This window comes from Agromyces sp. NBRC 114283, from assembly GCF_030268405.1.
Taxonomy (GTDB): domain Bacteria; phylum Actinomycetota; class Actinomycetes; order Actinomycetales; family Microbacteriaceae; genus Agromyces; species Agromyces mediolanus.
In genome coordinates this window covers 2,558,446-2,573,870 of record NZ_BSQP01000001.1, presented here as the reverse complement: position 1 = coordinate 2,573,870, position 15,425 = coordinate 2,558,446, and the positions used below count along the sequence as shown (strand labels likewise).

The following is a 15,425-nucleotide window of genomic DNA, read 5'->3' as shown; positions in this document are numbered from 1 at the left end:
CCGCCGATTCCTTCGTTCATCTGCACGTCCATTCCGAGTACTCCATGCTCGACGGCGCCGCGAGGATCGGGGAGCTCATCAAGGCCGCCCAGGGGCACGAGATGCCCGCCGTGGCGGTCACCGACCACGGCAACGTGTTCGGCGCCTACGACTTCTGGAAGCAGGCGACCGACGCCGGCATCAAGCCGATCATCGGCACCGAGGCGTACCTCACGCCGCGCACCGACCGTCGTGACAAGACCCGGGTGCGCTGGGGCGACGGCGGCGGCGACGACGTCTCCGGCTCCGGTGCGTACACGCACATGACGCTGCTCTCCGAGACCACCGAGGGCATGCACAACCTCTTCCGGCTCTCGAGCCGGGCCTCGATCGAGGGCTACTACTTCAAGCCCCGCATGGACCGCGAGCTGCTGCAGACGTACTCGAAGGGCCTCATCGCCACGACGGGCTGCCCCTCCGGCGAGGTGCAGACGCGCCTCAGGCTCGGCCAGTACGACGAAGCGGTGAAGGCGGCCGCGGAGTTCCGCGACATCTTCGGCCGGGAGAACTTCTTCTGCGAGGTCATGGACCACGGTCTCGGCATCGAGAAGCGCATCATGGACGACCTCTTCCGGCTCGCGAAAGACCTCGGGCTCCCGCTCGTCGCGACGAACGATCTGCATTACACCCACGCCCACGACGCGAAGAGCCACGCCGCGCTGCTGTGCGTGCAGTCCGGCTCGACCCTCGACGACCCGAACCGCTTCAAGTTCGACGCCGATGAGTTCTACTTGAAGACCGCCGCCGAGATGCGGCACCTCTTCCGCGACCACCCCGACGCCTGCGACAACACGCTCGCGATCGCCGAGCGCTGCGACGTGCAGTTCAACACCAACGCGAACTACATGCCGCGCTTCCCCGTCCCCCAGGGTGAGAACGAGGAGAGCTGGTTCGTGAAGGAGGTCGAGAAGGGGCTGCACCTGCGCTACCCGAACGGCATCCCGGCCGAGGTCCGCAAGCAGGCCGACTACGAGGTCGGCGTCATCAGCCAGATGGGCTTCCCCGGCTACTTCCTCGTCGTCGCGGACTTCATCAACTGGTCGAAGGAGAACGGCATCCGGGTCGGCCCGGGCCGTGGCTCGGGCGCCGGCTCCATGGCGGCGTACGCCATGAAGATCACCGACCTCGATCCGCTGCAGCACGGCCTCATCTTCGAGCGCTTCCTGAACCCCGACCGCGTCTCGATGCCCGACTTCGACGTCGACTTCGACGAGCGTCGGCGCGGCGAGGTCATCAAGTACGTCACCGAGAAGTACGGCGAGGAGCGCGTCGCGCAGATCGTCACCTACGGCACGATCAAGGCGAAGCAGGCGCTGAAGGACTCGGGCCGCGTGCTAGGCTTCCCCTTCTCGATGGGTGAGAAGCTCACGAAGGCGATGCCGCCGGCCGTCATGGGCAAGGACATCCCGCTGTCTGGCATCGTCGACAAGGACCACCCGCGCTTCAAGGAGGCGGGCGACATCCGGGCGATCATCGAGACCGACCCGGAGGCGCGCACGGTCTTCGACACCGCGCTCGGGCTCGAGAACCTGAAGCGGCAGTGGGGCGTGCACGCGGCCGGCGTGATCATGTCGAGCGACCCGCTGATCGACATCATCCCGATCATGAAGCGCGAGCAGGACGGCCAGATCGTCACGCAGTTCGACTACCCCGCGTGCGAGTCCCTCGGGCTGATCAAGATGGACTTCCTGGGGCTGCGCAACCTCACGATCATCGACGATGCGCTCGACAACATCGAGGCGAACCGGGGCTTCCGGCCGGTCCTCGAAGACCTGGCGCTCGACGACCAGCCCGCCTACGATCTGCTGTCCCGCGGCGACACCCTCGGCGTGTTCCAGCTCGACGGCGGCCCGATGCGCTCGCTGCTCCGGCTCATGAAGCCCGACAACTTCGAGGACATCTCGGCCGTCATCGCGCTCTACCGCCCCGGTCCCATGGGCGCGAACTCGCACACGAACTACGCGCTCCGCAAGAACGGGCTGCAGGAGATCACACCGATCCACCCCGAGCTCGCCGAGCCGCTGAAGGACATCCTCGACACGAGCTACGGCCTCATCATCTACCAGGAGCAGGTGATGGCCATCGCGCAGCGGGTGGCCGGCTTCTCACTCGGCCAGGCCGACATCCTCCGCCGTGCGATGGGCAAGAAGAAGAAGTCCGAGCTCGACAAGCAGTACGAGGGCTTCTCGCAGGGCATGCTCGACAACGGCTACTCCGAGGGCGCGATCAAGATGCTCTGGGACATCCTGCTGCCCTTCTCCGACTACGCGTTCAACAAGGCCCACTCGGCCGCCTACGGCGTGCTGAGCTACTGGACGGCGTACCTCAAGGCGCACTACCCGGCCGAGTACATGGCCGCGCTCCTCACGAGCGTCGGCGACGCCCGGGACAAGCTCGCGCTCTACCTCAACGAGTGCCGCCGCATGGGCATCAAGGTGCTGCCGCCCGACGTGAACGAGTCGATCGGCTTCTTCGCCGCCGTCGGCGACGACATCCGCTTCGGCCTTGGCGCCGTGCGCAACGTCGGGTTCAACGTCGTCGACGCGATCCGCGCCGCCCGCGACGAGAAGGGCCGCTTCGAGTCGTTCCACGACTTCCTGAAGAAGTCCCCGCTGCAGGTCGCGAACAAGCGCACGGTCGAGTCGCTCATCAAGGCGGGCGCCTTCGACTCGCTCGGCGACACTCGGCGCGCGCTCATCGAGACGCACGAGTCGGCGGTCGACGGGGCCGTGGCGACGAAGCGCGTCGAAGCGACGGGCCAGGCCGGCTTCAACTTCGACGAGCTCTTCGACGAGGGCGAGGGCTCCGAGGTCGCCTCGCAAGTGCCGCCGCGGCCCGAATGGCCGAAGAGCACCAAGCTCGCGTTCGAGCGCGAGATGCTGGGGCTCTACGTCTCCGACCACCCGTTGGCCGGCCTCGAGGTGCCGCTCGCGAAGCACGCCTCCACGAGCATCGCCGATCTCACGAGCTCGGAGCACACGCAGGACGGCGACACCGTGGTGGTCGCCGGACTTGTCACGAGCGTCCAGCACCGCATCGCGAAGTCCTCCGGCAACCAGTACGGCATGATCCAGGTCGAGGACTTCTCCGGCGAGATCACCGTCATGTTCATGGGCAAGGCGTACCAGGAGTTCGCACCGGGGCTGCAGGCCGACTCGATCGCGGTCGTCCGCGGCCGGGTGAGCATGCGCGACGACGGCATGAACCTGCACGCCTTCAGCGTCTTCACCCCCGACCTCGGGCAGGGCGACGAGACCGGGCCCGTGATGATCTCGCTGCAGGACGTGCGCGCCACTACCGACACGATCACCGCGCTCGGCGAGGTGCTCGCCCGGCATCGCGGCGACACCGAGGTGCGGCTCCGGCTCCTGAAGGGCGGCACGGCCCGCGTCTTCGAGGTGCCGCATCCCGTGCGCGTGACGGCCGACTTCTACGGTGAGCTGAAGAGCCTGCTCGGCCCGAACTGCCTGAGCTGAGCGGCGCGGCCCCGGGGCGCGGCCTCGCTAGGCTGGAGCCCTGATGCTGCGAACGATCGATCTCCGCGGAACCCGTCCGACCCAGCGCGAGCTGCTCGCGCTCGTGCCCCGTGCCGCCACCGACGTGTCGGCCGCGCTCGAGACCGCGCGCACCCTCGTCGAGGAGGTCCGCGAGCACGGCGAGCAGGCGCTGCTGGCCCAGGCGGAGCGCCTCGACCGGGTGCGCCCGCCGGCTATCCGCGTGCCCGAGTCGGAGCTGCGTGAGGCGCTCGCCGCACTCGACCCCGGCATCCGCCGCGCCGTCGAGTCCACGATCGAGCGCGTCCGCGCGGCGAGCGCGGCGCAGGTGCCAGCGCCCGAGCGCACCGTGCTCGCCGACGGTGCCGTCGTCGAGCAGCGCTGGCAGCCGGTCGCCCGGGTCGGCCTCTACGTGCCCGGCGGTAAGGCCGTCTACCCCTCGAGCGTCGTGATGAACGTCGTGCCCGCCCAGGCCGCCGGCGTCGCCTCGATCGCGCTCGCCTCGCCGCCGCAGGCCGCGCACGGCGGTCGCATCCATCCGACCGTCGCCGCCGTCGCCGCCCTGCTCGGCATCACCGAGGTGTACGCGATGGGTGGCGCGGGGGCGATCGGGGCCTTCGCCTACGGCGTCGACGAGCTCGGCCTCGACCCGGTTCAGCGCGTGACCGGACCCGGCAACGTGTACGTGGCGGCTGCGAAGCGCGTCGTCGCCTCGGTCACGGGCATCGACGCGGAGGCGGGTCCCACCGACATCCTGGTCATCGCCGACGACGCGGCCGACGCCGACTTCGTCGCGGCCGACCTGATCAGCCAGGCCGAGCACGACGAGCTCGCGGCCTCGGTGCTCGTGACCGACTCCGAGCCCTTCGGCGCGCGGGTGCTCGAGCGGCTCGCGAGCAGGGCCGCCGCGACGAAGCACCGCGAGCGCGTGCTCGCGGCGCTCGGCGGCGCCCAGTCCGCCCTCGTGCTCGTCGACGACCTCGCCGAGGCCGCAGCGTTCGCGAACGCCTTCGGACCGGAGCACCTCGAGATCCAGGTGCGCGACGCCGACGCGGTGCTCGCCGGCATCGAGAACGCCGGGGCGATCTTCCTCGGCCCCTACTCGCCCGTGAGCCTCGGCGACTACGCCGCCGGCTCCAACCACGTGCTGCCGACGGGCGGCCAGGCGCGGCACGCCGCCGGCCTCTCGGCGGCGACGTTCCTGCGGCCGCAGCAGATCGTGAGATACGACGAGCGGGCGCTCCGGGAGGTCGCACCGGTGATCGCCGCGCTGTCCGCCGAGGAGGACCTTCCGGCGCACGGCGAAGCGGTGACGGCGCGGTTCCCCGAGAGCTGAGCCGGCCATCGGGCCGGGGGTAGGCTTGGCACACCATGTACTGCCCGTTCTGCCGCCACCCAGATTCGCGTGTCATCGACTCCCGCACGAGCGACGACGGACTCTCGATCCGACGTCGTCGGCAGTGCCCGGAATGCGGTCGCCGCTTCTCGACCACCGAGACGGCGAGCCTCGTCGTCATCAAGCGCTCCGGCGTCGTCGAGCCGTTCAGCCGCGAGAAGGTCGTGCTGGGCGTGCGCAAGGCGTGCCAGGGGCGGCCGGTGACCGACTCCGACCTCGCCGTGCTGGCGCAGAAGGTCGAGGAGACGATCCGCTCGACGGGCGCCTCGCAGATCGAGGCGAACGACATCGGCCTCGCCATCCTGCCGCCGCTGCGCGAGCTCGACGAGGTCGCCTACCTGCGCTTCGCGAGCGTCTACCAGGCGTTCGAGTCGCTCGACGACTTCGACGCGGCGATCGCGCAGCTCCGCGAGGAGCACGGCCGCCTTCCGGCCCGCCCGGTGGAGTGACGCGAGGCGCGGAGCGGCGCGTCGGCTCCGGTAGCCTGGCTGCGGCATGTATCGACTCCTCTTCTCGCTCTTCCTGTCGAAGCTCGACCCCGAAGACGCGCACCACCTCGCCTTCCGCGTGATCCGCGCGCTGCCGACCCTGGGCGTCGGACGCGTCGTCGAGCGCTTCACCGCCCCCGACCCCGCGCTCGCGGTCGAGACGCTCGGGCTGCGCTTCCCCTCGCCGTTCGGCGTGGCGGCGGGCTTCGACAAGGACGGCTTCGCCGTGCGCGGGCTCGGCCACCTCGGCTTCGGCCATGTCGAGGTCGGCACGATCACCGCGATCGCGCAGCCCGGCAACGAGCGGCCGCGACTGTTCCGCCTCGTCGCGGACCGGGCGCTCATCAACCGGATGGGGTTCAACAACGGGGGAGCGGATGCCGCGGCCGGCCGGCTCTCGCGGCTCTCCCGCCGCACGCACCGCCCCGTCCTCGGCGTGAACATCGGTAAGAGCCGGGTGACCGCGGTCGAGGACGCCGTCGCCGACTACGAGCGCAGCGCGGGCGTGCTCGCGCCCTTCGCCGACTACCTCGTCGTGAACGTCAGCTCCCCGAACACGCCCGGGCTGCGCGGCCTGCAGGAGCTCGACGCCCTCGCGCCGCTGCTGGAGGCCGTGCGCGCGGCCGCCGGGCGCACGCCGCTGCTCGTGAAGATCGCCCCCGACCTCGCCGACGAGGAGGTGCGCCGCATCTGCGCGCTCGTGCTGCGGCTGGGCCTCGACGGCATCATCGCGACGAACACGACGATCTCCCGCGAGGGGCTGAAGACGCCGGCCGCCGAGGTCGAGGCGAAGGGCGCCGGGGGACTCTCGGGCGCGCCGCTCGCCGCCCGCTCGCTCGAGGTGCTGCGGCTCATCCGCGCCGAGGTCCCGGCGGAGCTCTGCGTGGTCTCGGTCGGCGGCGTGGAGACGGCCGCCGATGTGCAGGACCGCCTCGACGCGGGCGCGACACTCGTGCAGGGCTACTCGGCGTTCATCTACCGGGGGCCGTTCTGGGCGCGGCAGGTGAATCGCGGGCTGCTCCGATTCCGCCGCTCGCGCGAGCAGGCCGCGCCGCGTCGCGACTGAGGCGGCGCGCCGCCCGCCGATGCGCGGCGCTGCCGAGCCAGCTCACTCGAGGCAGCTCAGTCGCCGGCTCCATCGCGGCCGGTGAGCACGCCGGCCTCGGCCAGGCGGTCGGCGAGCGAGGAGCCGTCGCTCGCCGAGACCCACGGGATGCCGTCGTCGTGCTCGCCTGTCTTGGTGCGGCCTCCGGCGAGCACCGCTTCGCCCGTCGAGAGCCGGCGGATGGCGACGGCGGCGACGCGCTCGGGGTGCTCCTCGGCGAAGCTCGCGTAGAGCTCCTCGTCGTGCTGGCCGTCGTCGCCGATGAGCAGCCAGCGGATGCCGGGGAACTCCTCGGCGAGCCGGCGCAGGTTCTGCTCCTTGTGCGCCCGGCCGCTGCGGAACCAGCGATCGTGCGTCGGCCCCCAGTCGGTGAGGAGCAGGGGGCCGGCGGGGAAGAGATTCCGGGAGAGGAAGCGGGTGAGCGTCGGGGCGACGTTCCATGCTCCCGTCGAGAGGTAGATCACCGGTGCTCCCGGATGGGAGCGCGCGAGGCGCTCGAACAGCACCGCCATGCCCGGCGTCGGGATGCGGGCGTGCTCGGCGAGCACGAAGGTGTTCCAGGCCGCGACGAGCGGTCGGGGGAGCGCGGTCACCATGACGGTGTCGTCGACGTCGGAGATGATGCCGAAGTCGGTCTCCGGCGAGACGACGAGGATCGGCGCCTCGACCTCGGCCGAGCCCTCGGTGGACAGCACCGCGCGGTGCCAGCCCGGGGCGAGCTCGACCGGGATCTTCGTGTCGACCACGCCGCCGCGGTCGGCGAGCACCTCGATGCGGACCTCGCCGATGCGGATGACGACGGGGACGTCGCCGACGGGAACGCTCGTGAAGCTCCGCCAGCCGCGGATGCTCTCCTGGCCGGGGCGCCGGCGGCGGCGCCCGCTGGGCTCGTCGCCGCTGCGCGGCTTCGAGAGCAGCACGCGGCAGAACACGCGGACCCAGTCCGTCGAGCCGTACCCCGTGTACGGGACGACCGTGGGGATGTGGCCGCGGCGCCTCGCGAACCGCTCCCGAACCTCGTGCACCCAGTCCTCGAAGCGTGCGGCGCCGTGCCGGGCCGTCCGTGCGGGGGGTCCGGGCGGGGTGGGGGGGCTCGCCGGCATCCCCTCAGTCTGTCATGCCCGCGTGGACGGGGGCGAACCGCGGCGCGCGCCGTCCACGCGGTCGGATCGACTCCGGCGGGCAGGTAAAGTAGCCAGGCAAGTCCAAGGAGGTTTCGTGTCGAACGTCGACCTGATCCTCGGTACCGACCACGCCCGGAAGCGTGCCGTCCGTACCGAGCCGACCCAGCGTCGCAGCTCGCAGCGCCTCGATGCGCTGCTCGACGCCGCTGCTGAGATCGTCGACGAGATCGGCTTCGAACGGCTCACCACGCAGATGGTGGCCGAACGCGCCGGGGCCTCCATCGGCACCGTGTACCGCTACTTCCCCGATCGCGTCGCCGTGCTGCACTCGCTGCGCGAGCGCAGCGTGCGGCGGTACCGCGAGCGGGTCGCCGACCTCTTCGACGGCACCGAGTTCGACGGCTGGTGGCACGCGGTCGAGCTCGCCGTCGATGCGTGCATCGACCTGTACCGCGACGAGCCCGGTTTCAGCGTGGTGCACGGCTCCGAGCGCGAGCTCAGCGACGACGGCATCGAGCCCGAGTTCGCCGACCGGCTCGCAAGCGTCATCGAGGCCGAGTTCGGCGAGCTGGGCGACGGGGAGGAGCTGCGGTTCCGCCTCGGCGTGGCGATCGAGCTCGTCGACTCGCTCGTCAACCGTGCGTTCATGCGCGACCCCGAGGGCGACGAGCGTTACCTCCGCGAGGCGAAGCGCGTCGTGCGCGAGTACCTCGAGGGCGCGCTCGGCGGCCGTCGCCGGGTGGAGTCCGCAGCATAGCGCACCCGCGCCGCGCCGATGGAGGCGTTGCCCGCCGGCCGGATTGATGTTTTGCTGGTCCTCGCGTTCGGACCCACCGGGCGGGGGAGAGCGAGACATGATCGAGTTCCGCGGCGTCACCAAGCAGTATCCGGACGGCACGGTCGCGGTCGGCGGTGTGGACCTCGTCGTCCCGCCCCGCACGACCACGGTGCTCGTCGGCACCTCCGGCTCCGGCAAGACCACGCTGCTGCGCATGATCAACCGGATGGTCGATCCCACGGACGGGGCCGTGCTCATCGACGGCACCGACGTCGCCACGGTCGACCCGGTGCGCCTGCGCCGTTCGATCGGCTACGTCATGCAGAACTCGGGTCTGCTGCCGCATCGCACCGTGCTCGACAACGTCATGACGGTGCCGCTGCTGAAGGGGACGCGCCGCCAGCCGGCGCGGGCCAGGGCCATGGAGCTGCTCGAGACGGTCGGACTGGATGCCTCGCTGGCGCAGAAGTACCCGGCGCAGCTCTCCGGCGGGCAGCAGCAGCGCGTCGGCGTCGCCCGCGGCCTCGCCGCCGATCCCAACATCCTGCTCATGGACGAGCCGTTCGGCGCCGTCGACCCGCTGGTGCGGCAGGAGCTCCAGCAGGAACTCCGGCGGCTGCAGCGCGAGCTTGGCAAGACCGTCGTCTTCGTCACCCACGACATCGACGAGGCGTTCCTCCTCGGCGATCAGGTGGTGCTGCTCCGCACCGGCGGCAAGGTGGTGCAGTCCGGCGAACCGGCGGAGTTCTTGGCGAGCCCGGCCGACGACTTCGTCAGCGGCTTCGTGGGCGCCGACCGCGGCCGGCGCCGCCTGCGGCTCGAGGAGGTCGACGGCCGACGCGTCGTCGTCGACGAGGACGGCCGGCCGGCGGGAGTCCTCGAACCGTGAACTGGCTCGTCCAGAACCTGGGCCTCGTCGGCGAGCTGCTGCTCGTCCACCTCGCACTGTCGGTGCCGGCGATCATACTGAGCTTCGTGATCGCGATCCCGATCGGCTACCTGGCGCACCGGCAACGGTGGGCCAGAGGCGTGCTGCTCACGCTCTGCGGGGTGCTCTACGCGATCCCCTCGCTGGCGCTGTTCATCGCACTGCCGGCGATCACCGGCTTCGGCATCCGCTCGCCGCTGAACCTCGTCGTCGCACTGACGCTCTACGGCATCGCGGTCATGGTGCGCACGGCCGCCGACGCCTTCGACGCGGTCTCGCCCGACACCCGCCTCGCGGCCACCGCCATGGGGTACTCCGCCGTCGGCCGGTTCTGGGCCGTCGAGCTGCCGCTCGCCGGCCCCGTGCTGCTCGCCGGGCTCCGCGTGGTGATCGTCAGCACGGTGAGCCTCGTCACGGTCGGTGCCGTGATCGGCGTGCAGAGCCTCGGCAGCCTGTTCACCGACGGCTTCCAGCGGGGCATCGTGGCCGAGATCGTCACAGGCATCGTCGCGACGATGGTGCTCGCGCTCGCCCTCGACGCGCTGAGCGTGCTCGCCGGCCGGCTGCTGCTGCCGTGGTCGCGGCGCGCCGCCCCGAGCCGACGCAGTTCGGCGCAGGCCGTCCCGATCGAGGCGGGTGAGCCGGCATGAACCTCTTCGCCGACGCGATCGCCTGGCTCCTCGACCCGGCGAACTGGGGCGGACCGAGCGGCATCACCGCGCGTCTGCTGCAGCACCTGGCGGTCTCGGCCGTCGTGCTCGTGATCGCTGCCGTCTTCGCGCTGCCGATCGGCGGGCTGATCGGTCACACCGGTCGCGGCAAGCAGCTCGCCGTGATGGTGTCGGGCGGGCTCCGCGCTCTGCCCACGCTCGGCGTGCTGACGCTGTTCGGGCTCTGGCTCGGCATCGGCCTGCGCGCCCCCGTGCTCGCGCTCGTCATCCTCGCCATCCCGCCGCTGCTCGCGGGCGCCTACGCGGGGTTCGAATCGGTCGACCGCCGCACGGTCGACGCGGCCAGGGCGATGGGCATGCGCGAGACGCAGATCGTCGGCAAGGTCGAGCTGCCGATCGGCATGCCGATCGTGGTCGGCGGCATCCGTTCGGCGGCGTTGCAGGTCATCGCCACCGCGATGCTCGCCGCCTACCTCGCCGACGTCGGCCTCGGCCGCTTCATCTTCGAGGGGCTGAAGACGCGCGACTACGCGCAGATGCTCGGCGCCTCCCTCCTCGTCATCCTGCTCGCCCTCGTCGTCGACGGCGCGTTCGCCATCCTGCAGCGCCTCGTCACTCCGACCGGGGTGCGCCTCGCCCGCTCCGCCCGCACGGGCGGCAAGCCGGTCCGCACGCGCACCCCTGCCCGACGCACCATCACCGAAGGGAATCCAGTATGAACACGGCACGCACCACCCTCCGCATCGCCCTGGCGGCCGTCGCCGTCGGCGCGATGACCGCCCTGGCCGGCTGCGCCTCCGGCGGCGACCCGCTCGACGAGTCGTCCTCGCCCGGCGGCTCCGGGGGCGACACCGTCGTCATCGGCTCGCAGGACTACTACTCGAACGAGATCATCGCCGAGCTGTACGCGCAGGCGCTCGAGGAGAACGGCTTCACGGTTGACCGCCAGTTCCGCATCGGTCAGCGCGAGGTCTACATGCCCGAGATCGAGGACGGCTCGATCGACGTCTTCCCCGAGTACACGGGCAACCTGCTGCAATTCTTCGAGCCCGACACCACGGCGACGACGAGCGACGACGTCTACACCGCGCTCGAGGGCGCGCTGCCCGACGGTTTGCGCGTGCTCGAGCAGTCGCCCGCCACCGACCAGGACTCGTACAACGTCACCAAGACGTTCTCCGAGACCAACAATGTGAAGAGCCTCGCCGACCTCAAGAACGTCACCACGCAGATCACGCTCGGCGGCAACTCCGAGCTGGCGACCCGACCCTACGGGCCGGAGGGCCTGAAGTCGGTCTACGGGGTCGATGTGGCGTTCACGCCGATCGAGGACAACGGCGGCCCGCTCACCCTGAAGGCGCTCGTCGACGACCAGGTGCAGATGGTCAACATCTTCAGCGCCGACCCGAACATCGCCGCGAACGACCTCGTGACGCTTGAGGACCCAGAGGGGCTCTTCCTCGCCTCGAACGTCGTGCCCGTGGTGAGCGAGAAGGTCACCGACGAGATGGCGAAGGTCATCGACACGGTGAGCGCCGCGCTCACCCCCGAGGACCTCGTCGCGCTGAACTCGCTGAGCGTCAACGAGCAGCAGTCGGCCGCGCAGATCGCGAAGGACTGGCTGGCCGAGAAGGCGCTGTTCTAGGACTCGGTTCCGAAGAGGGGTCGGAACGTCGGGCTACGCCCGGGGTTCCGGCCCCTCTGTCGTGCGCCGGCTCGCCTCGCCGTCGCGGAGCGCCGCGTCGGCGGGGCTCGCGTCGGCCGGAACGGCGTCGCTGAGGGCCACGTCGTTCGGGTCCGCCTCGGCGGCCTCGAGGTGGCGGGCCTCCGAGCGCAGGAGCAGCTTCTTCGCCATCCAGACGACGATGAGGAAGACCGCGATGACGGCGACGAAGACGTAGCCGGCCCAGTGGAGTTCGCGGCTGAGCTCTCGGTAGCTGCCCGCCGCCACCCAGCCGACGGTCGTGTACGCAGCGGCCCAGATCGCGCACGCGGGCGCGGTCCAGGCGAGGAAGCGGCGATAGCTCATCGTGCTCATGCCGACGGTGAGCGGCACGAGCGAGTGCAGCACCGGCAGGAAGCGCGAGATGAACACCGCGGGCCCGCCGCGCCGGTCGAGGTAGCGCTGGGCGCGCTGCCAGTTCGCCTCGCCGATGCGCCGGCCGAGCCGCGAGTGCTGGATGCGCGGGCCGAACCAGCGGCCCAGCACGAAGCCGATCGTCTCGCCGAGCAGCGCGCCGACGATGACCGTGAGGAGCATCGCCACGTACTGCGTGCCGTTCTCGATCGCCGTCGAGGCGACGATGACCACCGTGTCGCCGGGGACGATGAGGCCGATGAGCACCGAGGTCTCGAGCATGATGCCGATCCCCGCCAGCACGGTGCGCAGCACCGGGTCCACGCTCTGGACGGTGTCGAGGATCCAATCGAGCAGCTCGTTCATCGTCACCGAGCCTACGGGCCGTGGCTGGGGAGGACATCCGACCAGGGAGTGATCACGCGGGCGTGCGCCCCGTACCGCGGAGTGAGATCGCGGCGGGACCGCCCGGCCTCAGCGGAGGATCGCGATCATCGAGACGACGGGTGTCGCGACGAGGATGACCGCGGTCGCGACGATGCCCACGCGCTCGACGAGCGGCAGTGGCTGGATCGGCTCGTCCAAGCGACGAAGCCGCGCCTCCAGCAGGTCCGGGTCGGGTCGGACCCCGCCGGCGTCCGCATAGGCGAAGGGCTCCGCGTCGGCGCCGAGGCGTTCCGCCGCCCGCCGCAGCGGTTCGGCCCCGGTCGTGCGCCGGGCGCCGTCGTCGGCGAGCATCTCCGTCAGGGTCGACACGGCGCGCTCGGCGCGGTTCGCGATCGGGAACCAGGGCAGCGCGCTGTGCCAGGCCCGGAACGACAGCAGCACGAGATGGTGCAGCTGCTCGAGATGGGTGCGCTCGTGGGCGACGACGGCGGCGAGCTCGTCGTCCTCGAGCGCGCCGATGAGGCCGTCGGTGAGCACCGTCGCCGTGCGCAGGCCGGGCACGCAGTACGCGAGGGGCACCGGGTGGGCGAGCACGCGGGTGCCGGGCTGGCCGGGCAGCGGCTCGCTCAGCAGATCGATGAGCTGGTGCTGGCGCCGCCGCTCCCGCTCGGCCGAGACCGCGGTGAGGGCGAGGTTCAGGGCGAGGTGCATCGCGAGTCCCGCGGCGAGCGTGAGGGCGGCGATCTCGAACACGCCGTAGTGCTCGGGGATGGGGCCGTCGACGAGATGGGGGAGCAGGTCCTCGAGCCCGGCGAGGAGCGAGCCGGAGGCGGAGGCGCCGAAGGCGAGGAGGCTTCCGATCATGGCGAGGCCGCCGGCGAGGGCGATCGCCTGCCAGAGGGCGAGGGCGAGGGCGGGTGCCCGGGCCGGCCACGCGGCGCTCGCGAGGGCGAGCGGGGCCGGCCACGCGAGGGTGATCGCGAGGGCCGCGAGCACGGCCGCGACGACGAGCATGGTCAGTGCCGGGCGCCGAGCTCGTCGAGGAGGCGGCGGAGGGTCTGCGCCTCGCCGGCGGTCACGGTGCCGACGAAGCGCGCGAGTGCGCCGGCGCGGTCGTGCGAGGAGTCGAGCACCTCGTGCATGAGCTCCGCGGTGTGCTCGGCGCGGCTGAGCAGCGCGCGGTAGCGGTGCGGGCGCTGGTCGCGCGAGCGGGAGACGAAGCCCTTGCGCTCGAGGCGGGACAGCACGGTGAGCACCGTCGTCGTCGCGGGGGAACGGCCGCTGTCGGAACCGGTCAGCACGAGCCGGTCCCGCAGCTCGTTGGCCGTGAGTGCGGCGTCGCTCGTCCAGAGCTCTTCCATCACCGCTCGTTCGAGCTCGCCAAGACCTGCCATTGCTTCATCGTACTGCGTGACTTGCGCTTCTTCTACATCGAGTAGAAGAATGGGTGGCGCAGGCTTCTACGAGGTGTAGAAGTCATCCGCTCGGGCCCGGACGGCCGCGAAGGGGGCACCCTGTGAATGATCTGCTCGATCCGCTCTTGCTGGCCAGGTGGCAGTTCGGTCTGACGACCGTCTACCACTTCCTGTTCGTTCCGCTCACGATCGGCCTCGCCACGACGACGGCGATCTTCCAGACCGCCTGGGTGCGCACGGCGAAGGTCGAGTACCTGCGAATCACGCGATTCTTCGGCTCGATCTTCCTCATCAACTTCGCGATGGGCGTCGTCACCGGCATCGTGCAGGAGTTCCAGTTCGGCATGAACTGGTCGGAGTACTCCCGCTTCGTCGGCGACATCTTCGGCGCCCCGCTCGCGCTCGAGGGCCTGCTCGCCTTCTTCCTCGAGGCGACGTTCATCGGCCTGTGGATCTTCGGGTGGAACCGCTTGCCGCAGAAGCTGCACCTCGCCACCATCTGGGTGACCGCGGTCGGCTCGATCGTCTCGGCGTACTTCATCATCGCCGCGAACGCGTGGATGCAGAACCCCGTCGGCTTCGAGGTGAACGCCGAGCGAGGCCGGGCCGAGCTCGTCGACATCTGGGCCGTGCTGTCGAACCCCGTGGCCCTCGCCGCCTTCCCGCACACGATCGCCGCGGCCTTCATGGTGTCCTCGGGCCTCATCATCACCGCGGCCGCCTGGCACCTCTCGCGCAACCAGCACCTCGACACCATGCGCCCCGCCCTGAAGTTCGGGCTCTGGGCGATGGTCGTCTCCGGCGCGCTGACCACCTTCTTCGGCGATCAGCTGAGCCTCGCGATGGTCGCCACGCAGCCGATGAAGATGGCCGCAGCCGAAGCCACCTACGACACCGTGTGCGGGGCGGACGCCTCCTTCTCGATCTTCACGCTCGGGACGCCGGACGGCACGAACGAGCTCTTCTCGATCCGCGTCCCGTACCTGCTCTCGCTCCTGTCCACGCACAGCCTCGACGGCTGCGTCGAGGGCATCAACGACCTCCAGGCCCAGTACACCGAGCTCTGGGGCCCCGGCGACTACACCCCGATCATCTGGGTCACCTACTGGGCGTTCCGCTGGATGATCGGCCTCGGCATGGCGCACGTCCTCGTCGCCGTGGTGGGGCTCTGGCTCACCCGCAAGGGACGGATGCCGAAGCAGAAGTGGGTGTGGAAGGTCGCGATCTGGAGCTTCCCGCTCTCGCTCGGCGCCATGATCGTCGGCTGGGTCTTCACGGAGATGGGCCGGCAGCCCTGGATCGTCTTCAGCCAGATGTTCACGGAGTCGGCCGTCTCGCCCAATGTCACCGGCCTCGACGTGCTCATCTCCCTGACCGCCTTCACGCTGATCTACGGCATCCTCGCCGTCGTCGAAGTGCGCCTCATCATCCGCGCCGTCAGGAAGGGACCGCCCGAGATCGGCGCCCCCGACCCCGAGACCGGACGCGTCGAGCAGCCCTCGACGGTCTACTAGAAGGAGTTC

The 15,425-nt window shown here is 70.7% G+C and carries 14 protein-coding genes; 10 read left to right on the top strand and 4 right to left on the bottom strand.

What is annotated here, in order from left to right; all coding sequences use genetic code 11:
- Positions 1–44: 44 nt before the first annotated feature.
- Genes dnaE through QSJ60_RS12400 form a run of 4 tightly spaced genes read left to right on the top strand, consistent with a single transcriptional unit; the run spans position 45 to position 6,483 of the window.
- Positions 45–3,515 (top strand): DNA polymerase III subunit alpha, encoded by a 3,471-nt coding sequence (gene dnaE, locus QSJ60_RS12415; RefSeq protein WP_502871403.1) that lies wholly within the window; start codon positions 45–47, stop codon positions 3,513–3,515.
- A gap of 43 nt (positions 3,516–3,558) precedes the next feature.
- A complete protein-coding gene (gene hisD / locus QSJ60_RS12410; protein WP_285463805.1) occupies positions 3,559–4,869 on the top strand; it encodes a histidinol dehydrogenase in 1,311 nt (436 codons plus the stop codon).
- Between the two features lie 35 nt (positions 4,870–4,904).
- Complete coding sequence (nrdR, locus tag QSJ60_RS12405; RefSeq protein WP_189086504.1) at positions 4,905–5,378, top strand: transcriptional regulator NrdR; 474 nt, start codon at positions 4,905–4,907, stop codon at positions 5,376–5,378.
- Positions 5,379–5,424: 46 nt separating this feature from the next.
- The gene (locus tag QSJ60_RS12400; RefSeq protein WP_285463804.1) at positions 5,425–6,483 is read left to right on the top strand and encodes a quinone-dependent dihydroorotate dehydrogenase; all 1,059 of its coding nucleotides are present in this window, start codon (positions 5,425–5,427) and stop codon (positions 6,481–6,483) included.
- 56 nt (positions 6,484–6,539) lie between these two features.
- On the opposite strand, the gene QSJ60_RS12395 is transcribed toward QSJ60_RS12400, so the two are convergent.
- Positions 6,540–7,625, bottom strand: coding sequence for an App1 family protein phosphatidate phosphatase (locus QSJ60_RS12395; RefSeq protein ID WP_189086502.1), 1,086 nt, complete (start codon positions 7,623–7,625; stop codon positions 6,540–6,542).
- Positions 7,626–7,740: 115 nt separating this feature from the next.
- Here QSJ60_RS12395 and QSJ60_RS12390 point away from each other — a divergent pair, with 115 nt between their 5' ends.
- From QSJ60_RS12390 to QSJ60_RS12370, 5 genes are all read left to right on the top strand, one after another.
- On the top strand, positions 7,741–8,403 hold the full coding sequence (locus QSJ60_RS12390) for a TetR/AcrR family transcriptional regulator (protein WP_189086532.1): 663 nt from the start codon (positions 7,741–7,743) through the stop codon (positions 8,401–8,403).
- 97 nt (positions 8,404–8,500) lie between these two features.
- Positions 8,501–9,313, top strand: coding sequence for an ABC transporter ATP-binding protein (locus QSJ60_RS12385; protein WP_189086501.1), 813 nt, complete (start codon positions 8,501–8,503; stop codon positions 9,311–9,313).
- A complete protein-coding gene (locus QSJ60_RS12380) occupies positions 9,310–10,002 on the top strand; it encodes an ABC transporter permease (protein WP_189086500.1) in 693 nt (230 codons plus the stop codon). The genes QSJ60_RS12385 and QSJ60_RS12380 overlap by 4 nt, the downstream gene beginning before the upstream one ends.
- Positions 9,999–10,742, top strand: coding sequence for an ABC transporter permease (locus QSJ60_RS12375; protein WP_285463803.1), 744 nt, complete (start codon positions 9,999–10,001; stop codon positions 10,740–10,742). The genes QSJ60_RS12380 and QSJ60_RS12375 overlap by 4 nt, the downstream gene beginning before the upstream one ends.
- A complete protein-coding gene (locus QSJ60_RS12370) occupies positions 10,739–11,668 on the top strand; it encodes an ABC transporter substrate-binding protein (protein WP_230766743.1) in 930 nt (309 codons plus the stop codon). Before QSJ60_RS12375 ends, QSJ60_RS12370 begins: the two co-directional genes overlap by 4 nt.
- A 33-nt stretch (positions 11,669–11,701) precedes the next feature.
- Here the strand turns inward: QSJ60_RS12370 and QSJ60_RS12365 are convergent, their stop codons facing one another.
- The 3 genes from QSJ60_RS12365 to QSJ60_RS12355 all read right to left on the bottom strand — a co-directional run bounded on the left by QSJ60_RS12365 (position 11,702) and on the right by QSJ60_RS12355 (position 13,881).
- Positions 11,702–12,466, bottom strand: a complete 765-nt coding sequence (locus tag QSJ60_RS12365; protein WP_285463802.1) for a DedA family protein — start codon at positions 12,464–12,466, stop codon at positions 11,702–11,704.
- A 108-nt stretch (positions 12,467–12,574) separates the two neighbouring features.
- Positions 12,575–13,501 (bottom strand): M56 family metallopeptidase, encoded by a 927-nt coding sequence (locus QSJ60_RS12360; protein ID WP_285463801.1) that lies wholly within the window; start codon positions 13,499–13,501, stop codon positions 12,575–12,577.
- 2 nt (positions 13,502–13,503) lie between these two features.
- A complete protein-coding gene (locus tag QSJ60_RS12355) occupies positions 13,504–13,881 on the bottom strand; it encodes a BlaI/MecI/CopY family transcriptional regulator (protein WP_285463800.1) in 378 nt (125 codons plus the stop codon).
- Between the two features lie 122 nt (positions 13,882–14,003).
- Between QSJ60_RS12355 and QSJ60_RS12350 the strand changes: the two genes are divergently transcribed.
- A complete protein-coding gene (locus tag QSJ60_RS12350) occupies positions 14,004–15,416 on the top strand; it encodes a cytochrome ubiquinol oxidase subunit I (RefSeq protein ID WP_189086494.1) in 1,413 nt (470 codons plus the stop codon).
- Positions 15,417–15,425: the final 9 nt, after the last annotated feature.

Excerpts from the sequence above, each read along its gene's own strand:
- dnaE (WP_502871403.1), top strand. The coding sequence starts at position 45 with ATGCTCGACGGCGCCGCGAGGATCGGGGAGCTCATCAAGGCCGCCCAG.
- hisD (WP_285463805.1), top strand. The coding sequence starts at position 3,559 with ATGCTGCGAACGATCGATCTCCGCGGAACCCGTCCGACCCAGCGCGAG.
- nrdR (WP_189086504.1), top strand. The coding sequence starts at position 4,905 with ATGTACTGCCCGTTCTGCCGCCACCCAGATTCGCGTGTCATCGACTCC.
- QSJ60_RS12400 (WP_285463804.1), top strand. The coding sequence starts at position 5,425 with ATGTATCGACTCCTCTTCTCGCTCTTCCTGTCGAAGCTCGACCCCGAA.
- QSJ60_RS12395 (WP_189086502.1), bottom strand. The coding sequence starts at position 7,625 with ATGCCGGCGAGCCCCCCCACCCCGCCCGGACCCCCCGCACGGACGGCC.
- QSJ60_RS12385 (WP_189086501.1), top strand. The coding sequence starts at position 8,501 with ATGATCGAGTTCCGCGGCGTCACCAAGCAGTATCCGGACGGCACGGTC.
- QSJ60_RS12375 (WP_285463803.1), top strand. The coding sequence starts at position 9,999 with ATGAACCTCTTCGCCGACGCGATCGCCTGGCTCCTCGACCCGGCGAAC.
- QSJ60_RS12370 (WP_230766743.1), top strand. The coding sequence starts at position 10,739 with ATGAACACGGCACGCACCACCCTCCGCATCGCCCTGGCGGCCGTCGCC.
- QSJ60_RS12365 (WP_285463802.1), bottom strand. The coding sequence starts at position 12,466 with ATGAACGAGCTGCTCGATTGGATCCTCGACACCGTCCAGAGCGTGGAC.
- QSJ60_RS12360 (WP_285463801.1), bottom strand. The coding sequence starts at position 13,501 with ATGCTCGTCGTCGCGGCCGTGCTCGCGGCCCTCGCGATCACCCTCGCG.
- QSJ60_RS12355 (WP_285463800.1), bottom strand. The coding sequence starts at position 13,881 with ATGGCAGGTCTTGGCGAGCTCGAACGAGCGGTGATGGAAGAGCTCTGG.